Genomic DNA, 24,618 nt, shown 5'->3' with positions numbered 1-24,618 from the left:
CCTCACTGGGCGTCCAGCGCGGTCAGAACCGCGTCGGTCATCTCGATGGTGGAGACGGCGGCGATGCCGGCATGGGCGATGTCGGGGGTGCGGACGCCGGTATAGACGACGTGACGCACGGCGCGCTCAAGCCGGTCGGCCAGGTCCGCTCGGTCGAAGGACCAGCGCAGGCACAGGGCGAAGGACAGGATGGTCGCGATGGGGTTGGCGACGCCTTGCCCGGCGATATCCGGCGCAGAGCCGTGGATCGGCTCATACAGGCCCCGACTGCGGCCGCCTTGTCCAAGCCCGGACAGGGAGGCCGAGGGCAGCAGGCCCAGCGACCCCGTCAGGGCCGCCGCCGCGTCGGACAGGATGTCGCCGAACAGGTTGTCGGTGACGATGACGTCGAACTGGTCCGGCAGACGCACCAACTGCATGGCGCAGTTATCGGCGTACATGTGCGACAGCTCCACGTCGGGATAGTCGGCGGCGACTTCGGTCGCGACGGCGCGCCATAGGGCGCCGGTCTCCATGACGTTGGCCTTGTCGACCGAGCAGACGCGGCGCTGGCGCGTGCGGGCCAATTCAAACGCCGTGCGGCAGACGCGGGCGATCTCGGCCTCGGTGTAGGCTTGGGTGTCATAGGCGCGGCGCTGGCCGTCCGGGCCGACTTCATTGGCGCGCGGCAGGCTGAAATAGACGCCTGCCGTCGCCTCGCGCACGATCAGGATGTCGAGGCCCCGGATCAGCTCGGGCTTCAGCGCCGAGGCGTCCAGCAGTTCGTCGAAGCAGACGGCGGGGCGCAGGTTGGCGTAGAGATCCAGCGCCTGACGCAGCCGCAGAATGCCCATCTCGGGCCGCTGGGCGCGGGGCAGGTGGTCCCACTTCGGCCCGCCCACGGCGCCGAACAGGACGGCGTCGGACGCCAGGGCCTGCTCTACCACATCCTCGGCTATGGGCGCGCCGACGGCGTCGATGCTGGCGCCCCCGGCCAGTCCCTCGCTCAGTTCAATCCGCAGCCCGGCGTTCCGGGCCCAGTCGACGATGCGCAGGGTCTCGCGGATGATCTCCGGGCCGATGCCGTCGCCCGGCAGGACCAGAAGCTTGAAGACGCGGTCAGATGCAGCGGCCACCGTCCACCTCCAGCGCCACGCCGGTGATCATCGAGGCGTCGTCCGAACAGAGGAAGGCGGCGGCGGCGCCCATGTCCTCCGGCGTCGAGAAGCGGCCCAGCGGAATGGACGAGAGGAATTTGGACCGCATCTCGGGCGTGTCCTCGCCCATGAAGGTCTTCAGCAGAGGGGTGTCGCCCGCCACGGGATTGAGCGCGTTCACCCGCACCTGGAAGGGCGCCAGTTCGACCGCCATGGCGCGGGTGGCCGTGATGACCCAGCCCTTGGAGGCGTTGTACCAGGTCAGGTTTGGCCGGGGGCTGACCCCGCCGGTCGAGGCGATGTTGAGGATGGCGCCGGACCCTTGCGCCTTCATCGCCGGCACGAAGGCCTTCGACATCAGATAGATGGCGCGCATGTTGACGGCGGCGATGCGGTCGAACGCTTCGTCCGACAGTTCGTCTAGCGGCTGGGGCGTGTGGCCGACGCCCGCATTGTTGACCACGATGTCGACGCCGCCCAGCAGGCGGTTCGCCGTTTCAGCGAGAGCCGCCACGTCGGCGGCGCTGGATACGTCGACTTTCACGGCCAGATCGGCGTCGCCCAGTTCGGCGGCCAGCGTGCGGGCGGCGTCGCCGCTCAGGTCGGCGACGATGACGCGGGCGCCTTCCTCGGCGAAGCGGCGTGCGATTCCGGCGCCGAAGCCGGAGGCTCCGCCCGTGACGATCGCTCGCTTGCCCTCCAGCCGCTTCGATCTGTTCTCCCCCAAGACGCTACTCTCCTGCGCTATCCGTGATGGGCCGCGACGGTCTTCAGGGTGGTGAAGGCGTAGAGCGCCTCGAACCCCTTCTCGCGACCGTGGCCGGACCTGCCGACGCCGCCGAAGGGCAGTTCGACCCCGCCCGCCGCGCCGTAGTTGTTGATGAAGACCTGTCCGGCCCGCAGCCGCTTGGCCAGCCGCATCTGCCGCCCGCCGTCGGCGGTCCAGACCCCGGCGACGAGGCCGTAAGGCGTGCCGTTGGCGATGGCGACGGCTTCGTCCTCCGTCTCGAACGGAATGACGACGACGGCGGGGCCGAAGATTTCCTGCTGCGCCAGCGGATGACCGGGCGCGACATTGCCGAACAGGGTCGGGGCGACATAGGCGCCGCCGGGCGGCAGGTCGTCCAGCCTCGCCTGGGCGACGATCAGGCCATCGGCGCGGCCCTTGTCGATGAAGCTCTCGACCATGGCCTGCTGCTTCCTGGACACCAGGGGGCCGACAGCCAGATCGTCCATCGCAGGACCGACGGTCAGGGCGGCGAAGCGCTCGGCCATGCGGCGCACGACCTCGTCATAGACGCCGCGCTGGACCAGGACGCGCGATCCGGCCGAGCAGGTCTGGCCCGCGTTCTGGACGCCCGCGTTGACGAGGAAGGGCAGGGCCTTGTCCAGATCGGCGTCGTCGAACACCAGCTGGGGGGACTTGCCGCCCAGTTCCAGCGTCACCGGCACTGCGTTGACCGCCGCCGCCTGCTGAATGGCGACGCCCACGCCGGTCGAGCCGGTGAAGGACAGGTGGTTGACGCCCGGATGGGCGGCCAGCGCCGCGCCCGCCTCGGCGCCTGTGCCGGTCACGACGTTCAGCGCGCCTGCGGGCAGGCCGCAGTCGGCGGCGATGTGGGCGAAGGCGAGGGCGGTCAGCGACGCCTGCTCGGCGGGCTTCAGCACCACGGCGTTGCCGACGCACAGGGCCGCCACGACCGAGCGCCCGATGATCTGCATCGGATAGTTCCAGGGGATGATGTGGCCCGTCACCCCGTGCGGTTCGCGCAGGGTGTAAACGGTGTAGCCGTCCTGGAAGGGAATGGTCTCGCCGTGCAGCTTGTCCGCCGCGCCGGCATAGAATTCGAGATAGCGGGCCAGGGCGACGACGTCGTTGCGAGCCTGCTTCACCGGCTTGCCGACGTCCAGCGCCTCAAGCTCGGCCAGCATGTCGATGCGGGCTTCAACCTCGCGGCTCATGCGGGCCAGGATGCGGCCGCGCTCGACGGCCGTCATGCGGCCCCAGTCTCCATCGAAGGCGGCGCGCGCGGCGCGGACAGCGGCGTCCACGTCTGCGGCGGTCCCGGCGGCCAAGGCTCCCATGACCTCGCCCGTCGACGGGTTCTCGATGGGCAGGGTCGCGCCGTCGGCGGCGGACCGCCATACGCCGTTGATGAAAACCTTGTCCGTGGAAAATGGCGCCGCCACTCGTTTCCGCCCATCCTGCCTGCGATCTTCTCTGAGGGATCGCCAGCGTGAGAGTGGGCCGCATTACGGATTATGCAACAAGCCCTTTTTGCGCGGGGGCTAAGTTGTTGATTTAGCGTTTGTGATGCTCAAAATATTGAGCGATGTTGGCCAATCTCAACGAATGGCTCAATCCGGGTTGGCGATCGGCGCCGTCGGCGCGGGCGCCTTGGCGGCTTCTTCTTCCAACTTTCGGCGTTGGTCAGGGTTTCCGTCCGGCTGAGGAGTGGTGACGCTGGGATCGGGGTGTCGGTCGCGGCGTTCCGCATCGCCGGTTTCGCGGCGGGCCTGCGCCTGAAGGCTGTCTTTGTCAGCGGGGCTGCGAGGGTCTTGATCGTTTGCCGTCATTGTTTTCTCCCTGTGAAGGAGGGGAGAACGAGGTCGTTGCTCGCGCCTCGCTCTCCCCTCCGTCCTGTTCAGGTGCCTGTGCCGAAGCCCTTGGGACCGCCGGCGCCAGCCGCGCCAGCGCCGCCGGTTGCGGGCGTCGCGCTTCGGTCAGCGGGGTTGCTGGTTTGCTCTGAATCTTGGTTGGCGGCCGCCTTCCGAGCGGCTCGGCCAGCTTCGACCTCGTCGCCATCGAGGCCGGTCTCGTCGTCGCGGTTGGGGTCGTTCGGTTGGACGTCTGTCATGGCGGTTCTCCCTGTTGATTGAGTGAAATCAAGCAACAGGGGCGATGCCGGTTCCTACAGCAGCGCTACACGAAAAGTTTGGGAACCGGGCGGGAACTGACGGGAAACCCAGACGCCCCCGTGAGCCGTCCGTGACTTCGGCCTGAAGACAGCGACGCCTGCCCTACAACCACCCAAGCTATCGGGTGGGAGCGCAATTCTACAATTTCGGGAAGGCAAAGTGTGTGGCGGAGAGGGGGGGATTCGAACCCCCGGTACGCTTCCACGTACGCCGCATTTCGAGTGCGGTACATTCAACCACTCTGCCACCTCTCCGCGGGTCGGTAGTCCCTAATGGGGCTGAGCGAGCGGTCTCTCTAATGAAAGCCGTGCCGGGCTGCAAGCCGTATGTCGAAGAAAATCGACTGGCGCTTCAACGCTGTCCGGGAAGGGCCAGTCCAGAGGGGGCGCCGCCGGACGGTTCAGGGCCGATATAGCGAAAAAGTTCGGCCGGGCGGCCGCCGGTGTCGCTGGCGAAAACGCCTGTGGGCTGGACCAGGCCGGTGCGCTCGACGCCGCGCCGGAAGTTCTGCTTGTGCAGGGATAGGCCCGCCACCGCCTCGGCTGCGTTCTGCAGGGCGGACAGGGTGAAGGTCGGCGGCGTCAGGTCGAATAGGACCGGGCGGTACTTCAGCTTGGAGCGCAGTCGGCCAAGGCCCGTGGCGACGATGCGGCGGTGGTCCGAGGTCATGGACAGGTCGCCCAGGGGCGCCGGGATCGGCCGGTCATGATCGCGGGCGGATTCGGCGACCAGACCCGCCTCATAGAGGAGCTCATAGCGTTCCAGCACGCGCTCTTCGTTCCAGCGCGCGTCGGGCGAGAGGGCGAACAGGGACTCGGCGCGGCCGCGTCGGGCGGGATCATCGCCTGCCCAGTCGGCCAGGTCCGAGCGCAGGCTGGCCAGGACGGCGGGGCGGCCCTGGCGCCAGTCCTCCCAGGGGAAGATGTCGAAAACGGGTGTCCAGGCGGCGTCCCGGCCCGAGGCGAAGCCGGGCGCGTCGGGCGCCTCGGCGGTCAGGGCCAGATAGCCGACAGAGACTTCGCGCGCGCGTTCCGGCCCCGGGGTGGCGCGGGGCGAGGCGCGGCCGGCGTCGCCGAAGGTGTAGAGCTGCTCGACAAAGCCGAGCGGAAAGCCGGTCTGTTCGGTGACGAAGGCGCGCAGGGCCAGTTCAAAGGTGCGGTCGCGCGCCGGATCGAACGGGCCGAAGGGCAGGGCGGCGGCGCCGTCCGAGGCATGGGTGCTCAGCACCACGGCCTGACGGTCGCGCAGGGCGATGACCACGGCCGACAGGCCGATCCGCACGCCCTGTTCGCCCCCCTGCTTCATCAAGCGTCCTATTCGGTGTGCCAGGCGTCGGCGCCGGGCAGGATGCCGACAGCTTCGGCCAGAACGCGATAGCGGTCCAGATAGCGCTGTTGGGCGATGGCGGCGGGCTGGGGCTCGATCACCAGGTCATAGCCGGGCGGTGGGGCGCCGAAAATCTGGAGGGACTCGCGGCGGGTGAAGCCGGCCAGCTGCGTCGCCTCATAGAAGGCGCAGGCCTTGTCGGCCTTCTTGATCAGGGTCTTGATCGTCTGCGGCGTCTTGGGCGGCAGTTGGAAGCGGACGTGGATGGCGGCTTCCAGCCGGGCCTCGAAATCCTTGTAGCTGGAGCCAAGCGCCGATTTGAACGGCGAGATCATGTCGCCGATGACGTATTCCGAGGCGTCGTGCAGCAGGGCGGCCAGACGCCATTTCGGCTCCAGCCCAGGCCGGATGTGGGCGGCGATCTCCTCGACCACCAGCGAGTGCTGGGCGACCGAGAAGGCGTGCTCGCCGATGGTCTGGCCGTTCCAGCGGGCGACGCGGGCCAGGCCGTGGGCGATGTCCTCGATCTCGATGTCGAACGGCGAGGGGTCCAGCAGATCCAGGCGGCGACCCGACAGCATCCGCTGCCAGGCGCGGGGCGGCTTGGGTTTGCGGACTCGGGGCGCGGGGCCGGCGTCTTCGATTTCTTCGGCCAAGGTCTTGATGTTGCGCATGCTCAGGCTGGTGACTCAGACCGAACGCGCGATCAAGGGCGGCCGTTGCGATAGATGGGGGTTAATCGCCGACGTTCAGCGTCACCAGCGCCTTGGCCGCGTCGAACAGGCGGTCCGGATCGCGGTCCTTGCTGCGGACGGTGGCGACGACGATCGGGCCGCCGACCGGGCCGCGCGCCTCATAACCCACGGTGCGCCAGCCGCTGGCCGAGGCCTCCTTGCCGGTCATCAGGAAGGTGGCGCGCACCGCCTCGCCGGAACCGCTGGTGCGGATGCGGGCGGCGCCGTCGGTCGCGTCGATATTCACCGCATCGTCGCCGGACGAGACGTTGACGCGGCTGGACTTGTCGTCGGCGCGGATGGTCAGGCCGCCGATGCGGATGTTGGCGCGGTCGCCGTCGGCGTCGATGCGCATGCCGGGCAGTCGGACGGTGGCCTTGTCGCCCTGAGCATCGACGCGCAGGCCCGGCATCCTGACCTGGGCGGTTTCGCCGGCTGCGGCCTCGGCGTCTGCGGCGGCGCGCGACGCATCGGCTTCGGCGCGGGCGGCGTCCGCCTCAGCCCTGACGGCCTCGGCCTCCACGCGGGCGTTTTCAGCCTCCACCTCGGCCACGGCCTCGGGCAGGTCGGAGGTCAGGCGGTTCTCAAAGCTTTTCAGAGCCTCGGTGGAAGAGCGGCCGTCCAGTTGAACCAGTTGCAGGATGACTTCCGAACCGCGCGGCCCGCCATAGACGCACGACCCGTCGGCGCGGGCCGAACCCTTGCGCGTCAGCACACCCTGGGTCTGGGGACACTGCAGGGCGTCGACGACCTTCAGCACCCCGGATGAATCCGAGGTCGAAGAGGTGGTGATGCGCACCGTGCCCGGGTTGTCGCAGGCGGCGGCCATCAGCGCCAAAGCGATAACAGGCCAGGTGATCTGTTGCATGGTCGGCTCCACTCAAGGTCCCGATTGTGCGCCATAAGCGCCCCGGGACCAGTGAAATCGCGGTAATCGAAAGGCGGCGGGATAGGGGCGAAAAACCGCCGCCCCTTCAGCCCCCGGGACGGGCGCCTTCGCGACGGCTCATGAAGGCCAGGCGCTCGAACAGATGCACGTCCTGTTCATTCTTCAGCAGGGCGCCGTGCAGCGGGGGGATCAGCTTGCCGGGCGTCTTTTCGCGCAGCGTCTCAGGCGCCACGTCGTCAACCAGCAGCAGCTTCAGCCAGTCCAGCAGTTCCGACGTCGACGGCTTCTTCTTCAGGCCCGGCGTGTCGCGGATTTCATAGAAGGTCTTCAGAGCCTCGGACACCAGGCGCGGCTTGATGCCGGGGAAGTGGACCTCGACGATGTCCTGCATCGTCTGTGCGTCGGGGAAGCGGATGTAGTGGAAGAAGCAGCGGCGCAGGAAGGCGTCCGGCAGCTCCTTCTCATTGTTCGAGGTGATGACGACGACGGGGCGGACCTCGGCGCGGATCGTCTCGTCCGTCTCCTGAACGTAGAACTCCATGCGGTCGAGTTCCTGCAGCAGGTCGTTGGGAAACTCGATGTCGGCCTTGTCGATCTCGTCGATCAGCAGGACGGGGCGGGCGGGGGCGGTGAAGGCCTCCCACAGCTTGCCCTTCTTCAGGTAGTTGCGGACGTCGTGGACCCGCGCGTCGCCCAGCTGGCTGTCGCGCAGGCGGCTGACGGCGTCGTATTCGTACAGGCCGTTGTGGGCCTTGGTCGTCGACTTGACGTGCCAGGTGATCAGCGGCGCATTCAGCGCGCGGGCCAGTTCATAGGCCAGGACCGTCTTGCCCGTGCCGGGCTCGCCCTTGATCAGCAGCGGCCGTTCAAGCGCTACGGCGGCGTTGACGGCGACCTTCAGGTCTTCGGTGGCGATGTAGTTGGACGTGCCTTCGAACCGGCTCATGCAAAACCTGCTCCATTCCGGGGGAAGGGAGCAGGTAGCTTAAAGAGATGGGCGTGAACAGGCGGCAGGATCAGGTGATGCGCTTGGCCGACACCGGGTCGCTGGCGGGGAAGGTTTCCTCGACGCCCTCGTCGATCAGGGCCTCCTGACGGTTTTCGGCGTCCTTTTCCTTGTCTTTCAGCTGGTCGGGCTTGCCGCTTTCGTGCGGCGCGCGCTTGGCCGGGGGGGTGTTGGGGTCAGCGTCTTCCTGGGTTTTGGAGTAAGTTTTGTCGGTCATGGGTTTCCTCATTGTTCGGGGCCGTAGCCCAGGTCTTCTATGTCGTCGTCGGAGAGACGTTTGGCTTCCCAATGGGCGGCGCTGGCCTGGGCGCCGCGCTGGTTGCGCATCAGACCGGCGTAGACGAGTTCCACTTCGTCGGCGCCCGACGCGGTGGCGCCGTCGCCGTCGGCCTGGCTGAGCCGGACGCTGTCGACGCCCAGCAGGGCGTCCGCCTCGGCCTCTATGCCGTCCAAAGCCAGTTCCGCGTCGAGATCCGGGTCGTCTTCGTCGAAGGGTTCGGCGTCTGCGTCACCGTCCAACTGGGTAACGTCCAGAACGTCGTCGGCTTCGTCGAACGACAGCTCGCCGTCGCCCTCATCGTCCATATGGGTCTCGTCATAAACCTCGGCCTGATCCTGGGCGTCGGTTTCGAAGTCGGGTCCTGCCATCATTGTCTCCCTTACGACAGATCAACGGCGCGGCTCGTCAGGGCGTTCCCGCCTGCGCCGCCACGACGCGGGGAAGGCCCAAGTGAAGGGATGGTTAACCACGTCGGTTTACAGTTCGTCAGCGGCCGGCCGTCACGGTGAGGGCGGCGCCACGGAGACCTTCCCTTGCCTCTGAAACTGTCGCTGAAACCCGGCGAGAAATTCGTGCTGAACGGGGCCGTCGCCCAGAACGGCGACCGTCGCGGCGTGCTGATCCTGCAGAACAAGGCCAGCGTCCTGCGCGAAAAGGACATCATGCAGCCCGAGGACGTCACCAGCCCTGCGCGCCGCATCTATTTCCCCGTCATGATGATGTATCTGGATGAGGCCGACGCGCCGAAATTCTATGACGAGTTCGCCTTGCGCCTGACGGAGTTCATGGGCGCGGTGCGCAATCCAGACATCCTGACCGAATGCGTCGCCTGCTCGAAACACGTGCTGGCGCGTCAGTATTACAAGGCCCTGATGGGCGCTCGCAAAATCGTCGATTACGAAGATCAAAGGCTCGGCAATGTCGCTTCAGGCGTACAAGACGGCGGCGACGCGGGCTGAATCCCCGCGTGAAATGGAATACCGGCTGTTCGGCCAGGTGACGCGCGCCCTGATGCACGCCTCGACCCTGGAAAGGTCGGATGTCGCCGGGCGGATGGACGCGCTGGACTGGAACCGTCGGCTGTGGTCGACGCTGGCGACCGCCTGCACGGACCCGGACAACGCCTTACCGCAGGCGATGCGGGCGCAGTTCATTTCACTGAGCCTGTTCGTCAGCCGGCACACGTCCGAAGTCATGCGCGGCGAGGATGATTTCTCGACCCTGATCGAGATCAACCGCATGATCATGCAGGGGCTCAGCGGTCAGACCGACGCAGGCTGAGGCTCCGTCAGGCGGCCCTAGAACAGATTAGCGGCCCAGTGGGCGACGCCGCTGACCACCGCGACCACCGTGGTCCACACCAGAGCCAGATAGACGCCGCACACCGCCGTGCCGAACATGCCGGCCAGAATGAAGGCGCCGTCGCGCTGGATGATGCCCAGGCCGAACAGGGCCAGGGTCAGGCCGGGCAGGGCGTCGCCGAAAGGCACCGGCAACGCCATCATCAGCGCCAAAAGGATGCAGATCACGCCGATTCCAACGTCTGCGGCTTCGCCGGTCAGAGCGGGCCAGCGGGGGCGCGTCAGACGCTCGACCCGACGCAGGCGCGAAAGGACCTTTTCGACGGCCGTCCGATAGGCGGCGCGGCTCACCGACAGCTTCAGCAGCCAGCGGGGCAGCCAGACTCGGTCGCGTTGCAGCGCCAACTCCGCGGCGATCAGGATGATAGGAACTGAAAACACCGCCTTGCCGCCCGGCGGCCAGGGAAACAGCGCCATCAAAGCCAGCATCAGGATGACGGCGCCGAAGCCGCGCTCGCCGAACGCCTCGATCATTTCGCGCAGAGACAGTTTTTCAGCCTCGCCCTGGCCCAGTTGCTCCAGCACGTCGGAAAAGGTCCGTCCCTCATCGGGCGGTGGGGCGGAAACGAGCGTCATAAAGCGAGACTCAGAACGGTGTCATACGCGTAGTTAGGAGGCCGCAGCGCCTTGCGCCATCCCTACCGCTACGGTTGCTGTGCACTAGACGCCTAATGTTTCGAGACGTGTTCGGGTTTGCCCTTGCGCTTGGTGTGGACGAACTCTTCCAGCTGTTTCTCGCTCATCGATTCCATCATGGATTTCGACGCGCCCTTGAGCTTGGACTTGGGCGTATCGCCGCGCTTGGCCGCCAGGGCGGCTCCGGCGGCTTTCTGCTGGGCGGCGGATTTGGCGGGCATGACGATCTCCTTTCGAGAAGGGAGCAACTGTTCGCCTGTCCTAGGGTTCCTTGGGCAGGGTTAAACTGATCCGGGTTCGGCCGGCCTGCTGCTGGATTTCGTCGGCCGCGTCGATGCGCAGCGACAGGCCTTCCTTCTCAAGCAGAAAGGGTTCGCTGGCGCGTAATTCGTGAAGGTCGACGGCTGCCAGGGGCAGGGTGACGGCGTGTGCGATCACGCCGTTCGCTACCACGCCGACCGGAGCCTCGATCAGGGCCGGACTGCGTTCGCTCTTCAAAGCCAGCCCCGGAGCCTCCATGACCACCATGCCGTGCGGCAGGGCGATGGCGCCGTCGGCCAGCGGGGTCATCTCCGCCGCCGAGAAGGACAACTGGATTTCCTTGCCGCGATCGACGGGCGATTTCAGTTCCAGAACCAGCCAGTGCGGGGCCTGATCCAGGAAGGCTTCGCGGGTCGTGACGCCTGCGGGAGCATGGGCCAGTCTCTCAATCGCCTGGGCTTTGAGGGCGGCAAGGTTGAAATGCGCGGCTGCGGCCGAAACGTCCTCGGCGGAACCTTCGCCGATCGTCTGGCGCAGAAGGACATCCAGCGGGGCGCCCTGACCGACCTGGGTTCGCCACTGGTCCGCGCCTATGTCCGCCAACAGCCAGGAGAGGGCGGCGCCGACGGGATAGGCGCGCCAACGGAACAGCTCGGAGACCAGACTCATGTCGTTCTGACCGGGCGCTGCGAGCGCTCTGGCGATGGCGGAAGGCAGGGCTGCGTCGGGGCGACCGGCGATCAGGTGGCTGGCCTGCAGACCGATGAACTCGGCCGTGCCTTCGGACCATTCTCTTTGCTGCTGCACCGCCAGAACTTCGGCCGGCAGATCGGCGCTGCGTGCGGTCCTGAGCGCCAGATAGGTTCGCGCCAGTTGCTTTCGGGCGGGTGCGTCAGGCTCCAGCAGGGCCGCCTGCAGAACCAGACGCTCCAGATCCAGCGCGGCGATGAAACCGGCCAGGTCGGGTATTGCATCCAGATCGACGAATTCCTGATGCCCGTCGCCGGACATCCAGCGGAAGGCCGTGTCCTGGAAGTCGTGAAACTGTTCGTGGAAGAGGGTCGACAGGTCGTCGTCGGCGCCGTCGGGTCGCAACAGCACCGTGTCCGGAACGCCGGAAGGATAATCGAGGACGAAATGAAACTCGGCGCCTTCCAAGCGGCCGGGTCGGAAGCGGGGCGTGCCAGGCCGCCGGGCGCCGCCGAAGACGGCGCCGATATCCGGCGCATAGAGGATGAAGGGCTGATCCTTGGGCCAGTAGCCGGGCCACAGGCGGCTGAGCGCGTCGGCGTGTCGTTCGACGCGCTCGGCCTGCGCTATCAGGGCGTCCTGATCAAGTGTCGGCGCGGGGGCCTGAGCCCAGGCCGTGGAGGCGAAAAGCGCGCCCAGAGCGCCCAGCAAAGCCCCCCGCCCGATCACATCAGCTTCCCAGCAGCTCGCGGCCGATCAGGAAGCGGCGGATTTCGTTGGTGCCGGCGCCGATGTCGTAGAGCTTGGCGTCGCGGACCAGGCGCTCGACCGGCCATTCCTTGGTGTAGCCGGCGCCGCCCAGGGCCTGGACGGCCTCCAGGGTGACCTTCACGGCGTTTTCCGAGGCCAGCAGGATGGCGCCGGCCGCGTCGTAGCGGGTGGTCTTGCCCTGATCGCAGGCGCGGGCGACGGCATAGACATAGGCGCGGGCGCTGTTCAGGGCGACGTACATGTCGGCCACCTTGGCCTGCATCAGCTGGAAGGAGCCGATGGGCTTGCCGAACTGCTTGCGGTCGCGGACGTAGGGCAGGACCACGTCCAGCGCCGCCTGCATGATGCCCAGGGGGCCGGCCGACAGGACGGCGCGCTCATAGTCCAGGCCGCTCATCAGCACGGCCGCGCCGCGCCCTTCGCCGCCCATGATGTTCTCTTCGGGGACCTCGCAGTCCTCGAACACAAGCTCGGCCGTGTCCGAGCCGCGCATGCCCATCTTGTCCAGCTTCTTGGAGACGCTGAACCCCTTCATGCCCTTTTCGATCAGGAAGGCGGTGACGCCGCCGTTGCCGTCGCCGGTGCGGGCGTAGACGACCAGGGTCTCGGCGTGCGGGGCGTTGGTGATCCAGAACTTCGTGCCGTTCAGGACGTAGCGGTCGCCCTTCTTCTCGGCGCGGGTGCGCATGGACATGACGTCCGAGCCGGAGCCGGCCTCGGACATGGCCAGCGAGCCGACGTGCTCGCCCGAGATCAGCTTGGGCAGATACTTCGCCTTCTGCTCGGGCGTGCCCCAGCGGCGGATCTGGTTGACGCACAGGTTGGAGTGGGCGCCGTAGCTCAGGCCGATCGAGGCCGAGGCGCGCGACACTTCCTCCATCGCCACCACGTGTTCGAGGTAGCCGAGGCCGAGACCGCCGAACTCCTCCTCGACGGTGATGCCGTGCAGGCCCAGTTCGCCCATCTCGGGCCACAGGTCGCGGGCGAACTCGTTCTTTTCGTCGATTTCGGCGGCGCGGGGGGCCAGCCGTTCGGCGGCCCAGCGGGCGGTGGTGTCGCGGATGGCGTCAGCGGTCTCGCCGAGGCCGAATTCCATGGATTGGGGCGCGAAGGGAATGCTCATGCCCAAAGGCGTAGCATCGTGCGCGGCCTTCGCAAAGACGCCTGTTAGCGCGACTGTTTGTGCTTTGGCGGATGGTCCTTGGCGCGCAGGAAGCTCCAGGCTGCGACGCCGATGAAGACCAGCCCCGCCGCCGCCAGCCCGGCGCCGATCACCACTGTGGCGTCGCCCGAAGCGGGGGCGTTCAGGGCGCGTCGGAAGGCCGCGATTCCGGCCGCGAAGGCCAGGGCGCCGACGCCGCCGATGAACAGAACGGCGCCCTTGTCGCCCAGGGCGGCGTCGCCGGCGGCGGCTTTTGCGGCGCGTTTCTCGTGACGCAGGACGGGCACGCTGGGCGGCGGGGCGTCGGCGGAGGCGGCCTCCGCGCCGGGGCCCCGCACCGGGGCGGTCAGCAGGGCGTCCAGCGGGGCGGGCTGGTCGGGCGCCGTGTCGAACAGGGCGCGCTCGGCCGAGCGGCGGCGATAGAGGGCGTCGACCGGCGGGGACGCGCGCTCGGGCCAGGCGGACAGGGCCTCGGCGGCTTCGGGCAAGGCGTTCGCGTCCAGCTTCTCCAGCACGTCGGAGGCCTGAAACCGCTCAAGGCCGATGGAGAAGATGAAGCTGGCCAGGGCGTCGAACTGATGCTGGTTCAGCGGCAGGCGCACCCGCTCGTTCAGCAGGGCGACGATGGGCATCAGGTCGTATTGCAGCAGAAGTTCGGCCTCGGCCTCGCTGACCACGGCACCGGGCCGGGCCGAGCGCGCGTGGCCATAGCCGATGACCGGCGTCCCGTCGCGGCGCAGCACGGTGCGCGGGCGAAAGCCCTCGAAGCTCTTGATCAGCAGAAGGCCTTCACGAGAGACCTTGCGGCGTTGCGGCGCGGCTGCGGACACGGACTGACCCAATTCGAAACGGGCGTTCTCGCCCTGACCGGGGCGGAGCAAGCCTTGTTCCGAAACGGGCGGGGCCGTTTCAGGTCAGATCTACAGCAGGACGATGGTCGCCAGGCCCAGGAAGATCAGGAAGCCGAAGAAGTCGGTCGTCGCCGTCACGAACACGGCCGAAGACACGGCCGGGTCGAACTTCAGCTTGGCCAGGGTCAGCGGCGTCAGCACCCCCACGCTGGCGGCGACCAGCAGGTTTAGGATCATGGCCGTTCCGATGACGGCGCCGATGCGCCAATCCTGGAACCAGAAACCCGCCGCCAGGCCGATCAGCGGCGCCAGAATGAAGCCGTTGGCCAGGCCCACGGCCATCTCGCGCCAGAAGGTGCGCAGGGCGTTCGACGCGTTCAGTTCGCGCGTCGCCAGGGCGCGCACGGTGACGGTAAGGGCCTGCGTTCCTGCATTGCCGCCGATGGCCGAGACGATGGGCATCAGCACGGCCAGGGCGACGATCTGCTGGATGGTGCCCTCGAACAGGGCGATGACGCTGGCGCCCAGGACGGCGGTGAACAGGTTGATGCCCAGCCACGGCACCCGGCCGCGCACGATCTCCAGCACGCTGGACGAGCGGTCCTCGTCCGAGACGCCGGCCAGACGCAGGATGTCCTCGCGGTTCTCTTCCTGAATGATGTTGACGACGTCATCGACGGTCAGCTGGCCGACCAGCCGCCCGCCGGTATCGACCACGGGCGCCGAGATCAGGTGATACTTCTCGAAGATATAGGCGACTTCTTCCTGATCGACGTCGACCTCGATGACGTTGACCGGCTCCATCAGTTCGGTGAGCGGCGTGGAGCGCGGGCTGCGCAGCATCCGGCTGATGGCCACGCCGCCGACCGGGCGGTTCATCGGGTCGACGACATAGATGTCGAAGAAGAGCTCGGGCAGGTCGTCGCCCTGGGCGCGGACGTGGTCGATGGTGTCGCCGACGTTCCAGAACTGCGGCGCGGCCATGAACTCGCGCTGCATCAGGCGGCCGGCCGAATCCTCTTCATAGCCGAGCGAGGATTCGATGGCGGCGCGGTCAACCTCGGGCATGGCGGCCAGCACGCGCTCGCGCTGATCGTCCTCAAGGTCTTCGACCACCGAGGCGGCGTCGTCCGAATCGAGCTCCTGCAGGGCTTCGGCCAGGGTGGCCGAGGGGACGCGCTCCAGCACCTGCTCGCGGATGCCGTCGTCCATTTCGGGCAGGGATTCAGCCAGCAGGTCCGGCGGCAGCCACTGGACCACGACCGAGCGGTGCTCGGCGGTCAGGAAGCCCATCAGATCGGCGACGTCGGCGGGGTGCAGGTCTTCCAGCAGGCTGCGCAGGCGCAGGCCGTCGCCGTCGTCCGCCGCGTCCACCACCTTTTCGACGAAGGCCGCCGTCAGGGCGTAGTCTTCGCCAAGGGCGGCGTGACTTTCGTTTTCCAGATGGGAGTCCTCGGGGCGCAGAGGGGCAAGGTCCGTGTGGGTCACGTGTCTGCCTCCTCTGGAGTTGATGTCAGCTGTATCTAGCCGAGATTCGCCCTGTCAGATCAGATGGTGCGGTCGAGAAGACTCGAACTTCCACGGGTTGCCCCACAGCGACCTCAACGCTGCGCGTCTACCAATTCCGCCACGACCGCTCGCATCGGAGGGCGGGCAATAGCGGAGAGAGAGCGGAAAGAAAAGAGCGTTTTGCGGAAATAAGCCCGAGCCGGGTTTTTCCTCCCCATTTCATGGGGAGGGGGACCACGAAGTGGTGGAGGGGCCGCTCCGGCCGAACCAAGCAGCCCCTCCGTCTCGTCGGCTTTCGCCGCCGATCCACCTCCCCACTGCGTAGGGAGGAGAAGGCCGCGTCGGGTCGAGAAGGCGGAGCCTTCTGAGCGCGGCCCAGCATCAAGCCGCGTCGGGTCGAGAAGGCATAGCCTTCTGATCGCGGCCCAGCATCAAGCCGCGTCGGGTCGAGAAGGCATAGCCTTCTGATCGCGGCCCAGCGTTAAGCCGCCCCCGCCATGAAATCATAGACATCCGCGGGCCGCGTCACCGTGATGGCGATGCGGTCGTCGCGAATCTCGATCTCGCCGCGCGCGACCGGGTGGTTGTTGGCCAGGATCCAGACCTCGTCCCTTTCCGAGGCGTCCAGCGGGATCACCGCGCCACGGCCCATGCGCAGCAGCTGCTGCATAGGCAGGACCGAACGGCCCAGCACGACCGAAATCTCGACATCGACGGCTTCGATCTGGCTCAAAGAAGATACTCGCAAATCACCGGGCGACCCTTGCGCCGCCGCGTTCGGCCCCACATTGAGGGCATCATGCTTGCCGACCCGTTAAACTCTGCCCAACACAGCCTGCTCCGCGAGGATGAGCGCCCCGTCCAATGGGCGCTGTCGTCCGGCTATGTCGACTACGCCGCCGCCGAAGCCGCCATGGAGGCGCGCGTGGCCGCGATCGCGGCCGGCGAGGCTGAGGAGCTGGTCTGGCTGCTGGAGCATCCGCCGCTCTATACGGCCGGGGTCTCGGCCAAGGACGACGACCTGCTGGCGCCGGATCGCTTTCCTGTGCACCGGACCGGGCGGGGCGGGCAGTTCACCTATCACGGGCCTGGCCAGCGCGTGGCCTATGTGATGCTGGACCTGAACAAGCGAGGCAAGGACGTGCGCGGCTTCGTCCATGGGCTGGAGGACTGGATCATCGGCGCCCTGGACCGTTTCGGCGTCGAGGCCGGAATGCGCGAGGGCCGCGTCGGCGTCTGGGTCGAGCGCAAGGGCGCGGGCTGGAGCCGTGAGGACAAGATCGCCGCCATCGGCGTCAAGGTCCGCAAATGGGTCAGCTTCCACGGGATCAGCCTGAACGTGGAGCCGGACCTGGACCATTTCGGCGGCATCGTGCCGTGCGGCATCACCGAGCACGGCGTGACCAGCCTGGTCGATCTGGGGGTGCTGGCGACGATGGACGAGGCGGACGACGCGCTGAAGTCGTCCTTCCAGCGGGTGTTCGGCCCGGTTCAGCCGGGCGTCGCGCCGCTGTGACGCCGGGCGCCGGGCGCGGCGCCGTAGCGGTTAAAGGCCTTTTGGCCCGGCAGGACCCCCAGGTCGACGGCGACGACGGCCAGTCCTGCGACGGCGATCCAGCCGAGCAGGGTCATGGGCTGCGGCCAGGCCAGGGCGAAGGCCAGCAGGATCGGTCCGCTCCACCAGCCTGAGCGCCCCCGGTCATGCAGGCGCTGCGACAGGATGCAAAAGCCGCAATAAATCAGGGCGGCAGCGATCAGGGCGTGAAGCCAGCCGGACAGGCCGAGCACGAGGTCTACGACGGTCCACAGGCCCAGCAGGACGGCGGCGCCCGCCATGAAGCCGCTGCGTCCCACGCGGCCGGTCGAAGTCAGGAAAAGGTCGGTCAGGGCGATCATAAGCGTCGTCTTTTGACCTCATTGGCGGCTGCGGCGCCAGCCATCAAATGGATCAGGCGCGAGCGGAAGCCGCGCGCGGCGAATAAGCTGCGCAATTCGCCGCAGGGGTGGCGACGGCGCCGTTAATGAGTCTAAAACCCGGCGATACCGCGTTTTAGACGGACACCGGGAGATTCCCTCATGCAACGCCTGCTTTCCGCGTCGGCGGCCGCACTGGCCCTGACCTTCGCCGCCTCGGCCGCCTCGGCCCAGAACTTCAGCGATCTGGCGCGTCAGGATCTACAGGCCATGCACGCGGCCCTGCGCGACAACCATCCGGCCGCCGTGACGCCGGGCGAGGCCAGCGCGACGTTCCGCAGCTGGTTGGACGCCGGCTTGCAGCAGGCCCAGGCCAAGGCCGGACAGGTCAACAGCGGCGACAGCCACGCCTATCTGCTGCGTTGGTACGCCAACGGCTTCCGCGATTCCAACATCGCCGCCCGCCCGACCTATGAGGGCCTGGGCCCGTATTTCGCCACCAGCTGGCCGGGCGTGGCCACGGCCTGGCGCAACGGCCAGTACGTCGTCTCCTATGTTCAGGACGGCGTGCGCGGCGCGCCGCCGCTGGGCGCCGTGCTGAAGAGCTGCAACGCCGAGCCGATCGAGGACCTGGCCAAGGCCAAGCTGGACCAGTTCGAGGGCGACCTGACGACCGAAGCCGGTCGCGTCCGCAGCGCCCCCTATCTGCTCTGGAACCGCAACAACCCGATGACGACGGGCGTGCCGGGGACCTGCGAGTTCCAGGTCGGCCGCCGCACCCGCAGCTTCACCCTGTCGCCGCAGCCGGCCACGGCCCAGACTCTGGAGGCCGCCTATCGCGCCTCGGTCTATGTGCCTTCGGGCGCGCCGCTGTCGGTTCAGATGGTCGACGGGCGTCCGTGGGTCAGCGTTCACTCGCTGGCCGATGACGCGGGCTGGGACGCCTTCTTCGCCCAGGTCGAGGCCCAGTCCGCCGCTATTCGCGGGCCGCAGGGCTTTGTGCTGGACCTGCGCGGCGCCAACGGCGCCTCGGTCAACGCCACCTCGCGCGGCTATGGGCTGGCGAACCGCATCTGGTCGCCGGAATTCACCGTCAGCCGCCAGCCGGAAGCCGGTCAGATCACCTATCGCGCCACGCCGGGCAACCGCCAGTGGTTCGCGGACACCCTGAACCGGATGCAGTCTGATCCGCGCTTCGTCCAGGAATCGGGCGCGGTGATCGAACAGACCCAGGCTATCGTCGCCGCCTTCGACAGCGCCATCGCCGCTGGCCAGTCGACCTTCGTCATGCCGGGCCGTCCGGCGACCCCGGACACCGGCGCCGCCAATCCGGTGCAGGGCCAGGTGGTCGTGCTGGTGGACGCCGGTTGCTCGGGCGGCTGCCTGGACACGCTGGACCTGCTGAGCCGCCTGCCGAACGTGCGCATCGCCGGTTCGACCACGGCCGAGGACACCATCTTCATCGAGCCGACGACCCTGCGTCTGCCGTCCAACTACGCCGACCTGAGCTATGGTCATAAGGCGTGGACGACGCGTCAGCGCGGCAACAACTCGCCCTACGCGCCTGCAGGCGCCCTGGCCTACACGGGCGACGCCACGGACGAAACGGCCGTTCGCGCCTGGGTCGCCGGCCTGTTCGGCTGATCGCAACCATCTAAATCAGCCTATCGAGGGCCGGACGGTGGAACGACCGTCCGGCCCTTCCTATTTTCAGACCATGACCCAGACCGAATCTCACGCCGCCATGCGCTCCGCCTCCGGCTATGACCTGACGCCCCCGACCGACAGCCAGCGCGTTGCGCTGGAGGCCGACCTGTCGCCGGAAGAGAAGCGCGTGCTTCTGGCGCACGGCACCGAGGCGCCGTTTTGCGGGACGCTGCTGGGCGAGAAGCGGGCAGGGGTGTTCTGCTGTCGCGAATGCGGCCTGCCCCTGTTCCGGTCGGGAACCAAGTTTGAAAGCGGCACCGGCTGGCCCAGTTTCACCGAGCCGGTCGATCCGGCCCATGTCCGCGCCGTGCGCGACGACAGCCACGGCATGGTGCGCGTCGAGACGCGCTGCGCCCGCTGCGACAGCCATCAGGGCCACGTCTTCCCGGACGGGCCGCCGCCCACGGGCCTGCGCTACTGCATCAACTCGGTGGCGTTGAGCTTCGTGGCCGAAGGCGCAGCCCTGGCGGATCCTTTGGGGCGCGGCGACGGGACCGCCTGACCTTGGCCGCATTTAGGGGTAGGGTGGTTGTGAACGGGAGTAGATGCGTATGCTGATCGAACTCATGACCGCCTCCCTCTTGCTGGCGAGCAATGATCCCGAAGGCGTGGTTTCGACCGCTCCGCGCGCGGGTTCGGGCGCCGTGCCGACCGCCAGCGCGGCCGCCCTGGCCGAGACCGTAGGCGAGGCCTCGCCTGCTGTGACGCTGCAGACGGCGGCGCCGCACGGCCTCAGCACCGAAGAACAGATTTCTCGCTGGATCGGCGAGCGCAAGGCGGGTTCGCCGCCGGTCGAGCAATGGGCCGACGCCTGGGAAGAGGCCGCGCCGCGCAAGATGCGCGGCGAGGTCAGCGCCGGGATCGGCACCGGCGGCTATAGCGACTTCGCCGCCGCCGTCTCCATGCCGCTGGGCGAAAACGGCACGCTGAACCTGAGCGTCAGCCAGACCAAGAACGCGCCCTGGGGCTATGGCTACGGTCCCTACGGCTATTATGGCGCGGGCCGCTATGGGCTGAACGGCTACGGCTGGCGCGACGCCTATGGCGCCGTGCCGGGGCCGATGGGGGTGCGCAACCCGCATGAACGCCCCAGCCGCATCCGTCCCTTCAGCACGGACGAGCGGCAGGCTGAACCCGCGCGCGACCGGGATGGCGACGCCGGACGATAGTCCGACCGGCAGTAAAGTGCGTCTCATAGGCCACGCCGACCTTTTTTAGGGCCGGGCGTCGCATCGTCGCATTCCCTTGATAGCGCCTGATCCCATATGCCCTCGTGCAAAGGATCAGTATGGACAGTTTGCTTAGTTCGGCCGCCGACTTCATCGCCCGCAACGCCATGTGGGCCGGCGTGATCCTTGGCGCAGTGACCTTCTTTGAGTCGCTGGTCGTGATCGGCGCCTTCGTGCCCGCGACGGGCCTGCTGGTCGCCGCAGGCGGACTGGTGGCGGCCGGCGTGCTGGATCCCTTCACCGTCATTGGCGGGTGCGTGATCGGCGCCGTCATGGGCGACGCCATCTCCTACTGGATCGGCCGGCGGCTGGGCACGCGGGTGCTACGTCATCACCTGCTGGTGCCGCACCGCCGCAAGCTGGCCTGGACGCGCCTGTACTGCCGTCGCTACGGCGTGGCTTCGATCTTCATCGGCCGTTTCTTCGGTCCCTTGCGCGCCTTCGTGCCGGTGATGGTGGGCGTGCTGCAGATGCGCCAGCGCGTGTTCCAGTTCGCCAACGTGACCTCGGCCTTCGTGTGGGTGCTGGCCATGCTGGCGCCCGGCTATCTGGCCGCCAAGGGGCTGGCCCGACTGGAGATGATGAGCGAGGCGCACAACCCGACCCTGTGGCTGCTGGCCTTCGGCGCGGTGGTGGCGGCGCTGGTCCTCGCCATGCGCTGGCTGAAGGGCCGCGCGGCGCGGCGCAACGCCCTGCTGGAAGCCTCGGTGCGCGGACTGGGGGAGTAACCTCAACTCGCTCATTGTGCGGTTGTGGGGCGCAGGGGCGAGAGGCCGGCCCTCGGCCATCCTCGGGCTTGTTCTGAGTTGCGTCTGTTATCGCCGCTCATCCCGGCGTCCTTCGGGATGAGCGGGATGAAAGGGCGTGATCAACGCTCCAAGTGAACTGCTCACGAAAAAGGGCCCGGCTGACGCCGGGCCCTTTCGCGTTCCTGCCGTGCAGCGGGATCAGTCGTGGGTGTGGCCGTGGCTCTCGGCGGCCGTGGCCGTGCCCGAGGCGCTCCAGGCCTGCCCGTCTTCGCTCTCGAACCAGAACGGCTTGCGCTGAGGGCCGCCGACCTCGTTCATGCGGTTATCGTAGAGGCGGCCGTTGATCATGGTGTGGCTGATCTTGGTCGAGTCCCGCAGGTTCACCAGCGGATTGGCGTCCAGCACGACCAGATCGGCCAGTTTACCGGCCTCCAGAGAGCCGATGTCCTTGTCCATGCCGAGCGCACGCGCGCCGTTGATGGTGCCGACACGCAGGGCTTCGTGGGCGCTCATGCCGCCCTGTTCGAACATCCACAGCTCCCAGTGGGCGCCGAGGCCTTCGCGCTGGCCGTGGGCGCCGATCTGGACCGAGACGCCCTGATCCATCAGCCGCTTGGATTCGCGGGCGATGGAGATATGGTTCAGCTCTTCCGGCGGGGTCTTCACCGGACGGCGCGAACGGTCGTCCAGAATGCGGCGCGGGACATACTGGCTGAGGATCGGGTCCTTCCAGACGTCGGTGACCTCATACCAATGGTTCTCGCCCCAGGCGCCGCCGAAGCCGACGATCAGGGTCGGCGTATAGGCCGTGCCCGTCTGCGACCACAGCTGGACGGCGTCGTCGTACATGCGCGCCACGGGCACCGAGTGCTCGATGGTGGTGTGGCCGTCGACCAGCATGCTCATGTTGACGTTATAGAGCGAGCCGCCTTCCGGCACGACCATCATGCCCAGTTCGCGGGCGGCCTGCAGGATCTGTTGGCGCTGTTCGCGGCGCGGCTGGTTGTAGCTCTTGACGCTCCAGGCGCCGGCGGCCTGCATCCGGCGAAGGTGCGAGCGCGCGTCGTCCAGGTTGTTGACCACGGCCGTCGTCGGCGTCGCGGCGCCGTAGAGGATGGTGCCGGTCGAGAAGATGCGCGGCGCCACCACCCGCCCGGCCTTGGCCAGTTCGCTGTGGGCGAAGATCTCGCTGGTGTCGTTCGACGGGTCGTGCAGCGTCGTCACCCCGAAGGCCAGGGCGGCGTAGTTCACCCAGCTCTGCTGCGGGATGATCTCGTCGGAGCCCATGCGGCCGTGCCAGTGGGCGTCGACCAGTCCCGGGATGATCGTCTTGCCGGCCATGTCCATCACGCGGGCGCCGGCCGGAACCGTGACCGAGCCGCGCGGGCCGATGGCCTCGATGCGGTTGCCGTTGATGACGACGACGCCGTCTTCGATGACTTCCTCGCCCTTCATGGTGATCAGGCGGGCGCCGGACAGGACGGTGACGCCGCTGGGACGGGCGTAGTCGGCGGTGAAGCCGATCTTGATCCCATGCTCGGCGGGCTTGGGCAGAGCTGCCGGAGCGCCGTCGACGAAGGCGAAGCTTTCGCTCAGCGGACGCGAGAACAGCTCCGGTCCCAGAGACCACTGCAGACGGCTGGAATCGCCCGACCAGTGCAGCCATTCGCCCGCATCGCGGGTGACGCGCGTCTGCGGCAGGGCCTTGGTGTCGGCGCCGACCGTGATGGCGCGGCCCGTGGAGGCGAAGGGCGCGATATAGGCGTTGAAACGCTCGGTCCAGGCGATCCACTGCTCGTCCGGCGAGACCGAGAACTCGGCCGCCCATTCGCTGCTCAGGTGGTTGCGCACGTCGCCGCCCGACAGGTTCATCGAGCGCAGGACGCGCTTGTCGCCCTCACGCGCGCTGACGAAGATGCGGTCGTTGCTGGCGCCGAACTGCGGCGTCGTGCCCGAATCGGTGATCTTGACCGGTTCGCCGCCGCGGACGGAAACGCGGTAGATGCCCGGCTCGCGGCTCCACAGGGCCGAGCGCAGATAGCCGTCGCTGGACGTGCGGTAGACGACCGTCTGGCCGTCCGGCGAGAAGCGCGGCTCCAGATAGTGGCCGGGGTTGGTCGTGATGGTCCGGCCTTCGCCGCCTGCGACGGGAACCACGCGGATGGAGCCCAGCTTGTCGTCGTTCCAGGTCGTGTAGACGATCGAGCGGCCGTCGCGCGACCAGGACGGATACAGCTCGAAATGATCGCTCTGGCGCGTCAGGCGGCGCGGCGTTCCGGCCACGCCGTTGCGCAGGTCGCGGATCCACAGATTGCCCAGGGCCTCGAACACCACCTTGGAGCCGTCGGGCGAGGTCTGCGCCCAGCGGATCATCTTCACTTCGAACTGGTCCGGCGCCACCTCGACGGGGAAGCGGGCGGTCTCCTGCACCCGGCGGGTGTCGGTGACGCGGAAAGGGATCTCGCTGACGGCCTTGGAGGCCACGTCGATGCGGCGGATCTTGCCGCCCGCCCAGATGACGATGGAGCCGTTGTCCGGCGTCCAGGCGAAGCCCGGATAGACGCCGTGGATGGCCCAGGTCTCCTGCATGTCGCGGTCAAGCGCGTCGTAGATCGGCGTCTCGCGGCCCGATTCCAGGTCCATGACGTAGAGGACCGACTGGTAACGGTCGCGCCGCACGAAGGCGAGCGACTTGCCGTCCGGCGACGGGGTCGGGCGCACCGAGCCGCCCGGGCCGGTGACGAAGGGTTTGATCTCGCCCGTCTCGCGATCCAGTCGACGGATCACATAGAGCTGGGTGTTCGGGTCCTTGGAATAGTCGAAGACGCCGCCCGGCGTGGCGTCGTCGCTGAAGTACATATAGCGGCCGTCGGGCGAGAAGGCGGGCTCGCCCGTGTCCTTCTGCTGGGTGCGGCGCTCGGTCAGCTGCACGCCGCTGCCGCCGCCCGAGCGGTGGTACATCCACATCTCGCCCGCGCCCAGCGAGCGTGAAGAGGTAAAGTGCTTGCGGCCGACGACGAACTGGCTGTCCGGCGTCCAGGCCGGGGAGTTCAGCAGGCGGAACGTTTCATTCGAAACCTGGCGCGGGTTGGAGCCGTCGCGGTCCATGACCCACAGGTTTTCGCCGCCGCCACGGTCCGAGGTGAAGGCGATGAACCGGCCGTCCGGCGAATAGCGCGGCTGCATGTCCCAGGCGACGCCCGAGGCGATGGGGCGGGCTTCGCCGCCGCCGATGGGCATCACATAGATGTCGCCCAGCAGGTCGAAGACGATCTCGCGGCCGTCAGGGCTGACGTCGACAGCCATCCAGGTGCCTTCATCGACGTTGATGTTGATGTCGCGCTGGGCGCCGCCGGTTGGGTTCTGCACGTCCCATTTGGGCGTGGTCGCCGAGTTCGGATCCTGGGCGAACGCCGGAAAGGCTACGGTTAAAGCCGCAGCCGTAGTCAATAGAACGCGCTTCATGAAAGCCCCCTCGGCTATCAAAC

At 67.7% G+C, this 24,618-nt stretch carries 27 protein-coding genes and 2 tRNA genes; 7 read left to right on the top strand and 22 right to left on the bottom strand.

Translation table 11 applies throughout. The features are described from left to right. Positions 1–2: 2 nt before the first annotated feature. From leuB to ACLBV5_RS04300, 12 genes are all read right to left on the bottom strand, one after another. On the bottom strand, positions 3–1,115 hold the full coding sequence (gene leuB / locus ACLBV5_RS04355) for a 3-isopropylmalate dehydrogenase (protein WP_447604891.1): 1,113 nt from the start codon (positions 1,113–1,115) through the stop codon (positions 3–5). Then, on the bottom strand, positions 1,099–1,863 hold the full coding sequence (locus tag ACLBV5_RS04350; RefSeq protein ID WP_303705941.1) for a glucose 1-dehydrogenase: 765 nt from the start codon (positions 1,861–1,863) through the stop codon (positions 1,099–1,101). The genes leuB and ACLBV5_RS04350 overlap by 17 nt, the downstream gene beginning before the upstream one ends. 17 nt (positions 1,864–1,880) lie before the next feature. Beyond that, a complete protein-coding gene (locus ACLBV5_RS04345; RefSeq protein ID WP_447604890.1) occupies positions 1,881–3,326 on the bottom strand; it encodes an aldehyde dehydrogenase family protein in 1,446 nt (481 codons plus the stop codon). Between the two features lie 168 nt (positions 3,327–3,494). After that, positions 3,495–3,713: a hypothetical protein gene (locus ACLBV5_RS04340; RefSeq protein WP_447604889.1), complete on the bottom strand. Its 219-nt coding sequence runs from the start codon at positions 3,711–3,713 to the stop codon at positions 3,495–3,497. A 68-nt stretch (positions 3,714–3,781) separates the two neighbouring features. Next, complete coding sequence (locus ACLBV5_RS04335; RefSeq protein ID WP_134580292.1) at positions 3,782–3,994, bottom strand: hypothetical protein; 213 nt, start codon at positions 3,992–3,994, stop codon at positions 3,782–3,784. Between the two features lie 225 nt (positions 3,995–4,219). Next, positions 4,220–4,309: transfer RNA gene (locus tag ACLBV5_RS04330), tRNA-Ser, on the bottom strand. 97 nt (positions 4,310–4,406) lie between these two features. Next, a complete protein-coding gene (locus tag ACLBV5_RS04325) occupies positions 4,407–5,360 on the bottom strand; it encodes an NUDIX hydrolase (protein WP_447604888.1) in 954 nt (317 codons plus the stop codon). A gap of 8 nt (positions 5,361–5,368) precedes the next feature. Further along, the gene (locus ACLBV5_RS04320; RefSeq protein WP_025978264.1) at positions 5,369–5,962 is read right to left on the bottom strand and encodes a YfbR-like 5'-deoxynucleotidase; all 594 of its coding nucleotides are present in this window, start codon (positions 5,960–5,962) and stop codon (positions 5,369–5,371) included. Between the two features lie 154 nt (positions 5,963–6,116). Continuing rightward, the gene (locus tag ACLBV5_RS04315; protein ID WP_253120510.1) at positions 6,117–6,983 is read right to left on the bottom strand and encodes a methyltransferase type 11; all 867 of its coding nucleotides are present in this window, start codon (positions 6,981–6,983) and stop codon (positions 6,117–6,119) included. A 106-nt stretch (positions 6,984–7,089) separates the two neighbouring features. After that, complete coding sequence (locus ACLBV5_RS04310; protein ID WP_025978266.1) at positions 7,090–7,950, bottom strand: AAA family ATPase; 861 nt, start codon at positions 7,948–7,950, stop codon at positions 7,090–7,092. 70 nt (positions 7,951–8,020) lie between these two features. Then, complete coding sequence (locus ACLBV5_RS04305) at positions 8,021–8,227, bottom strand: hypothetical protein (protein WP_025978267.1); 207 nt, start codon at positions 8,225–8,227, stop codon at positions 8,021–8,023. An 8-nt stretch (positions 8,228–8,235) separates the two neighbouring features. Further along, positions 8,236–8,661, bottom strand: coding sequence for a hypothetical protein (locus ACLBV5_RS04300; protein ID WP_253120506.1), 426 nt, complete (start codon positions 8,659–8,661; stop codon positions 8,236–8,238). Between the two features lie 162 nt (positions 8,662–8,823). On the opposite strand from ACLBV5_RS04300, the gene flbT reads away from it, so the two are divergent. Together flbT and flaF are read left to right on the top strand one after the other, a co-directional pair. Further along, entirely contained in the window at positions 8,824–9,249 is a 426-nt protein-coding gene (gene flbT, locus ACLBV5_RS04295; RefSeq protein ID WP_447604887.1) for a flagellar biosynthesis repressor FlbT, read from the top strand. Then, positions 9,209–9,571 carry a flagellar biosynthesis regulator FlaF gene (gene flaF / locus ACLBV5_RS04290; protein ID WP_029972678.1) on the top strand — a complete coding sequence of 121 codons (363 nt, stop codon included), beginning with the start codon at positions 9,209–9,211 and terminating at the stop codon, positions 9,569–9,571. Before flbT ends, flaF begins: the two co-directional genes overlap by 41 nt. Positions 9,572–9,588: 17 nt before the next feature. Here flaF and ACLBV5_RS04285 read toward each other — a convergent pair whose 3' ends face one another. From ACLBV5_RS04285 to ACLBV5_RS04250, 8 genes are all read right to left on the bottom strand, one after another. Continuing rightward, positions 9,589–10,227 (bottom strand): exopolysaccharide biosynthesis protein, encoded by a 639-nt coding sequence (locus tag ACLBV5_RS04285; RefSeq protein WP_025978271.1) that lies wholly within the window; start codon positions 10,225–10,227, stop codon positions 9,589–9,591. A gap of 92 nt (positions 10,228–10,319) precedes the next feature. After that, positions 10,320–10,508: a DUF3008 family protein gene (locus ACLBV5_RS04280; protein WP_447604886.1), complete on the bottom strand. Its 189-nt coding sequence runs from the start codon at positions 10,506–10,508 to the stop codon at positions 10,320–10,322. A gap of 40 nt (positions 10,509–10,548) precedes the next feature. Beyond that, a complete protein-coding gene (locus ACLBV5_RS04275; RefSeq protein ID WP_447604885.1) occupies positions 10,549–11,967 on the bottom strand; it encodes a hypothetical protein in 1,419 nt (472 codons plus the stop codon). A gap of 1 nt (position 11,968) precedes the next feature. Continuing rightward, positions 11,969–13,132, bottom strand: a complete 1,164-nt coding sequence (locus ACLBV5_RS04270; RefSeq protein ID WP_025978274.1) for an isovaleryl-CoA dehydrogenase — start codon at positions 13,130–13,132, stop codon at positions 11,969–11,971. A gap of 44 nt (positions 13,133–13,176) precedes the next feature. Then, complete coding sequence (locus tag ACLBV5_RS04265) at positions 13,177–14,052, bottom strand: lysozyme (protein WP_312447651.1); 876 nt, start codon at positions 14,050–14,052, stop codon at positions 13,177–13,179. A 39-nt stretch (positions 14,053–14,091) separates the two neighbouring features. Next, the gene (gene mgtE / locus ACLBV5_RS04260) at positions 14,092–15,510 is read right to left on the bottom strand and encodes a magnesium transporter (RefSeq protein WP_447604884.1); all 1,419 of its coding nucleotides are present in this window, start codon (positions 15,508–15,510) and stop codon (positions 14,092–14,094) included. A 64-nt stretch (positions 15,511–15,574) separates the two neighbouring features. Beyond that, positions 15,575–15,659 (bottom strand) — tRNA-Leu (locus tag ACLBV5_RS04255). A 353-nt stretch (positions 15,660–16,012) separates the two neighbouring features. Then, the gene (locus tag ACLBV5_RS04250; protein WP_201105605.1) at positions 16,013–16,318 is read right to left on the bottom strand and encodes a FliM/FliN family flagellar motor switch protein; all 306 of its coding nucleotides are present in this window, start codon (positions 16,316–16,318) and stop codon (positions 16,013–16,015) included. A 12-nt stretch (positions 16,319–16,330) separates the two neighbouring features. On the opposite strand from ACLBV5_RS04250, the gene lipB reads away from it, so the two are divergent. Beyond that, positions 16,331–17,047, top strand: a complete 717-nt coding sequence (gene lipB / locus ACLBV5_RS04245; protein WP_134580306.1) for a lipoyl(octanoyl) transferase LipB — start codon at positions 16,331–16,333, stop codon at positions 17,045–17,047. Here lipB and ACLBV5_RS04240 read toward each other — a convergent pair. Next, on the bottom strand, positions 17,023–17,427 hold the full coding sequence (locus ACLBV5_RS04240) for a DUF805 domain-containing protein (protein ID WP_253120490.1): 405 nt from the start codon (positions 17,425–17,427) through the stop codon (positions 17,023–17,025). The genes lipB and ACLBV5_RS04240 overlap by 25 nt on opposite strands. 180 nt (positions 17,428–17,607) lie before the next feature. Between ACLBV5_RS04240 and ACLBV5_RS04235 the strand changes: the two genes are divergently transcribed. The 4 genes from ACLBV5_RS04235 (at position 17,608) to ACLBV5_RS04220 (ending at position 21,109) form a co-directional block, all read left to right on the top strand. Continuing rightward, on the top strand, positions 17,608–19,089 hold the full coding sequence (locus ACLBV5_RS04235; protein ID WP_447604883.1) for a hypothetical protein: 1,482 nt from the start codon (positions 17,608–17,610) through the stop codon (positions 19,087–19,089). 73 nt (positions 19,090–19,162) lie between these two features. Further along, entirely contained in the window at positions 19,163–19,654 is a 492-nt protein-coding gene (gene msrB, locus ACLBV5_RS04230; RefSeq protein WP_447604882.1) for a peptide-methionine (R)-S-oxide reductase MsrB, read from the top strand. 43 nt (positions 19,655–19,697) lie between these two features. Next, positions 19,698–20,321: a hypothetical protein gene (locus ACLBV5_RS04225; protein ID WP_278070722.1), complete on the top strand. Its 624-nt coding sequence runs from the start codon at positions 19,698–19,700 to the stop codon at positions 20,319–20,321. Positions 20,322–20,440: 119 nt separating this feature from the next. After that, positions 20,441–21,109, top strand: coding sequence for a DedA family protein (locus ACLBV5_RS04220; RefSeq protein ID WP_025978283.1), 669 nt, complete (start codon positions 20,441–20,443; stop codon positions 21,107–21,109). A gap of 219 nt (positions 21,110–21,328) precedes the next feature. Here the strand turns inward: ACLBV5_RS04220 and ACLBV5_RS04215 are convergent, their stop codons facing one another. Then, positions 21,329–24,595, bottom strand: coding sequence for an amidohydrolase family protein (locus tag ACLBV5_RS04215; RefSeq protein ID WP_447604880.1), 3,267 nt, complete (start codon positions 24,593–24,595; stop codon positions 21,329–21,331). Between the last annotated feature and the right edge of the window lie 23 nt (positions 24,596–24,618).

Source organism: Brevundimonas sp. M1A4_2e, assembly GCF_053345555.1.
Note: the sequence above shows the minus strand (reverse complement) of the source record. Positions and strands in the feature narration are given on the sequence as shown.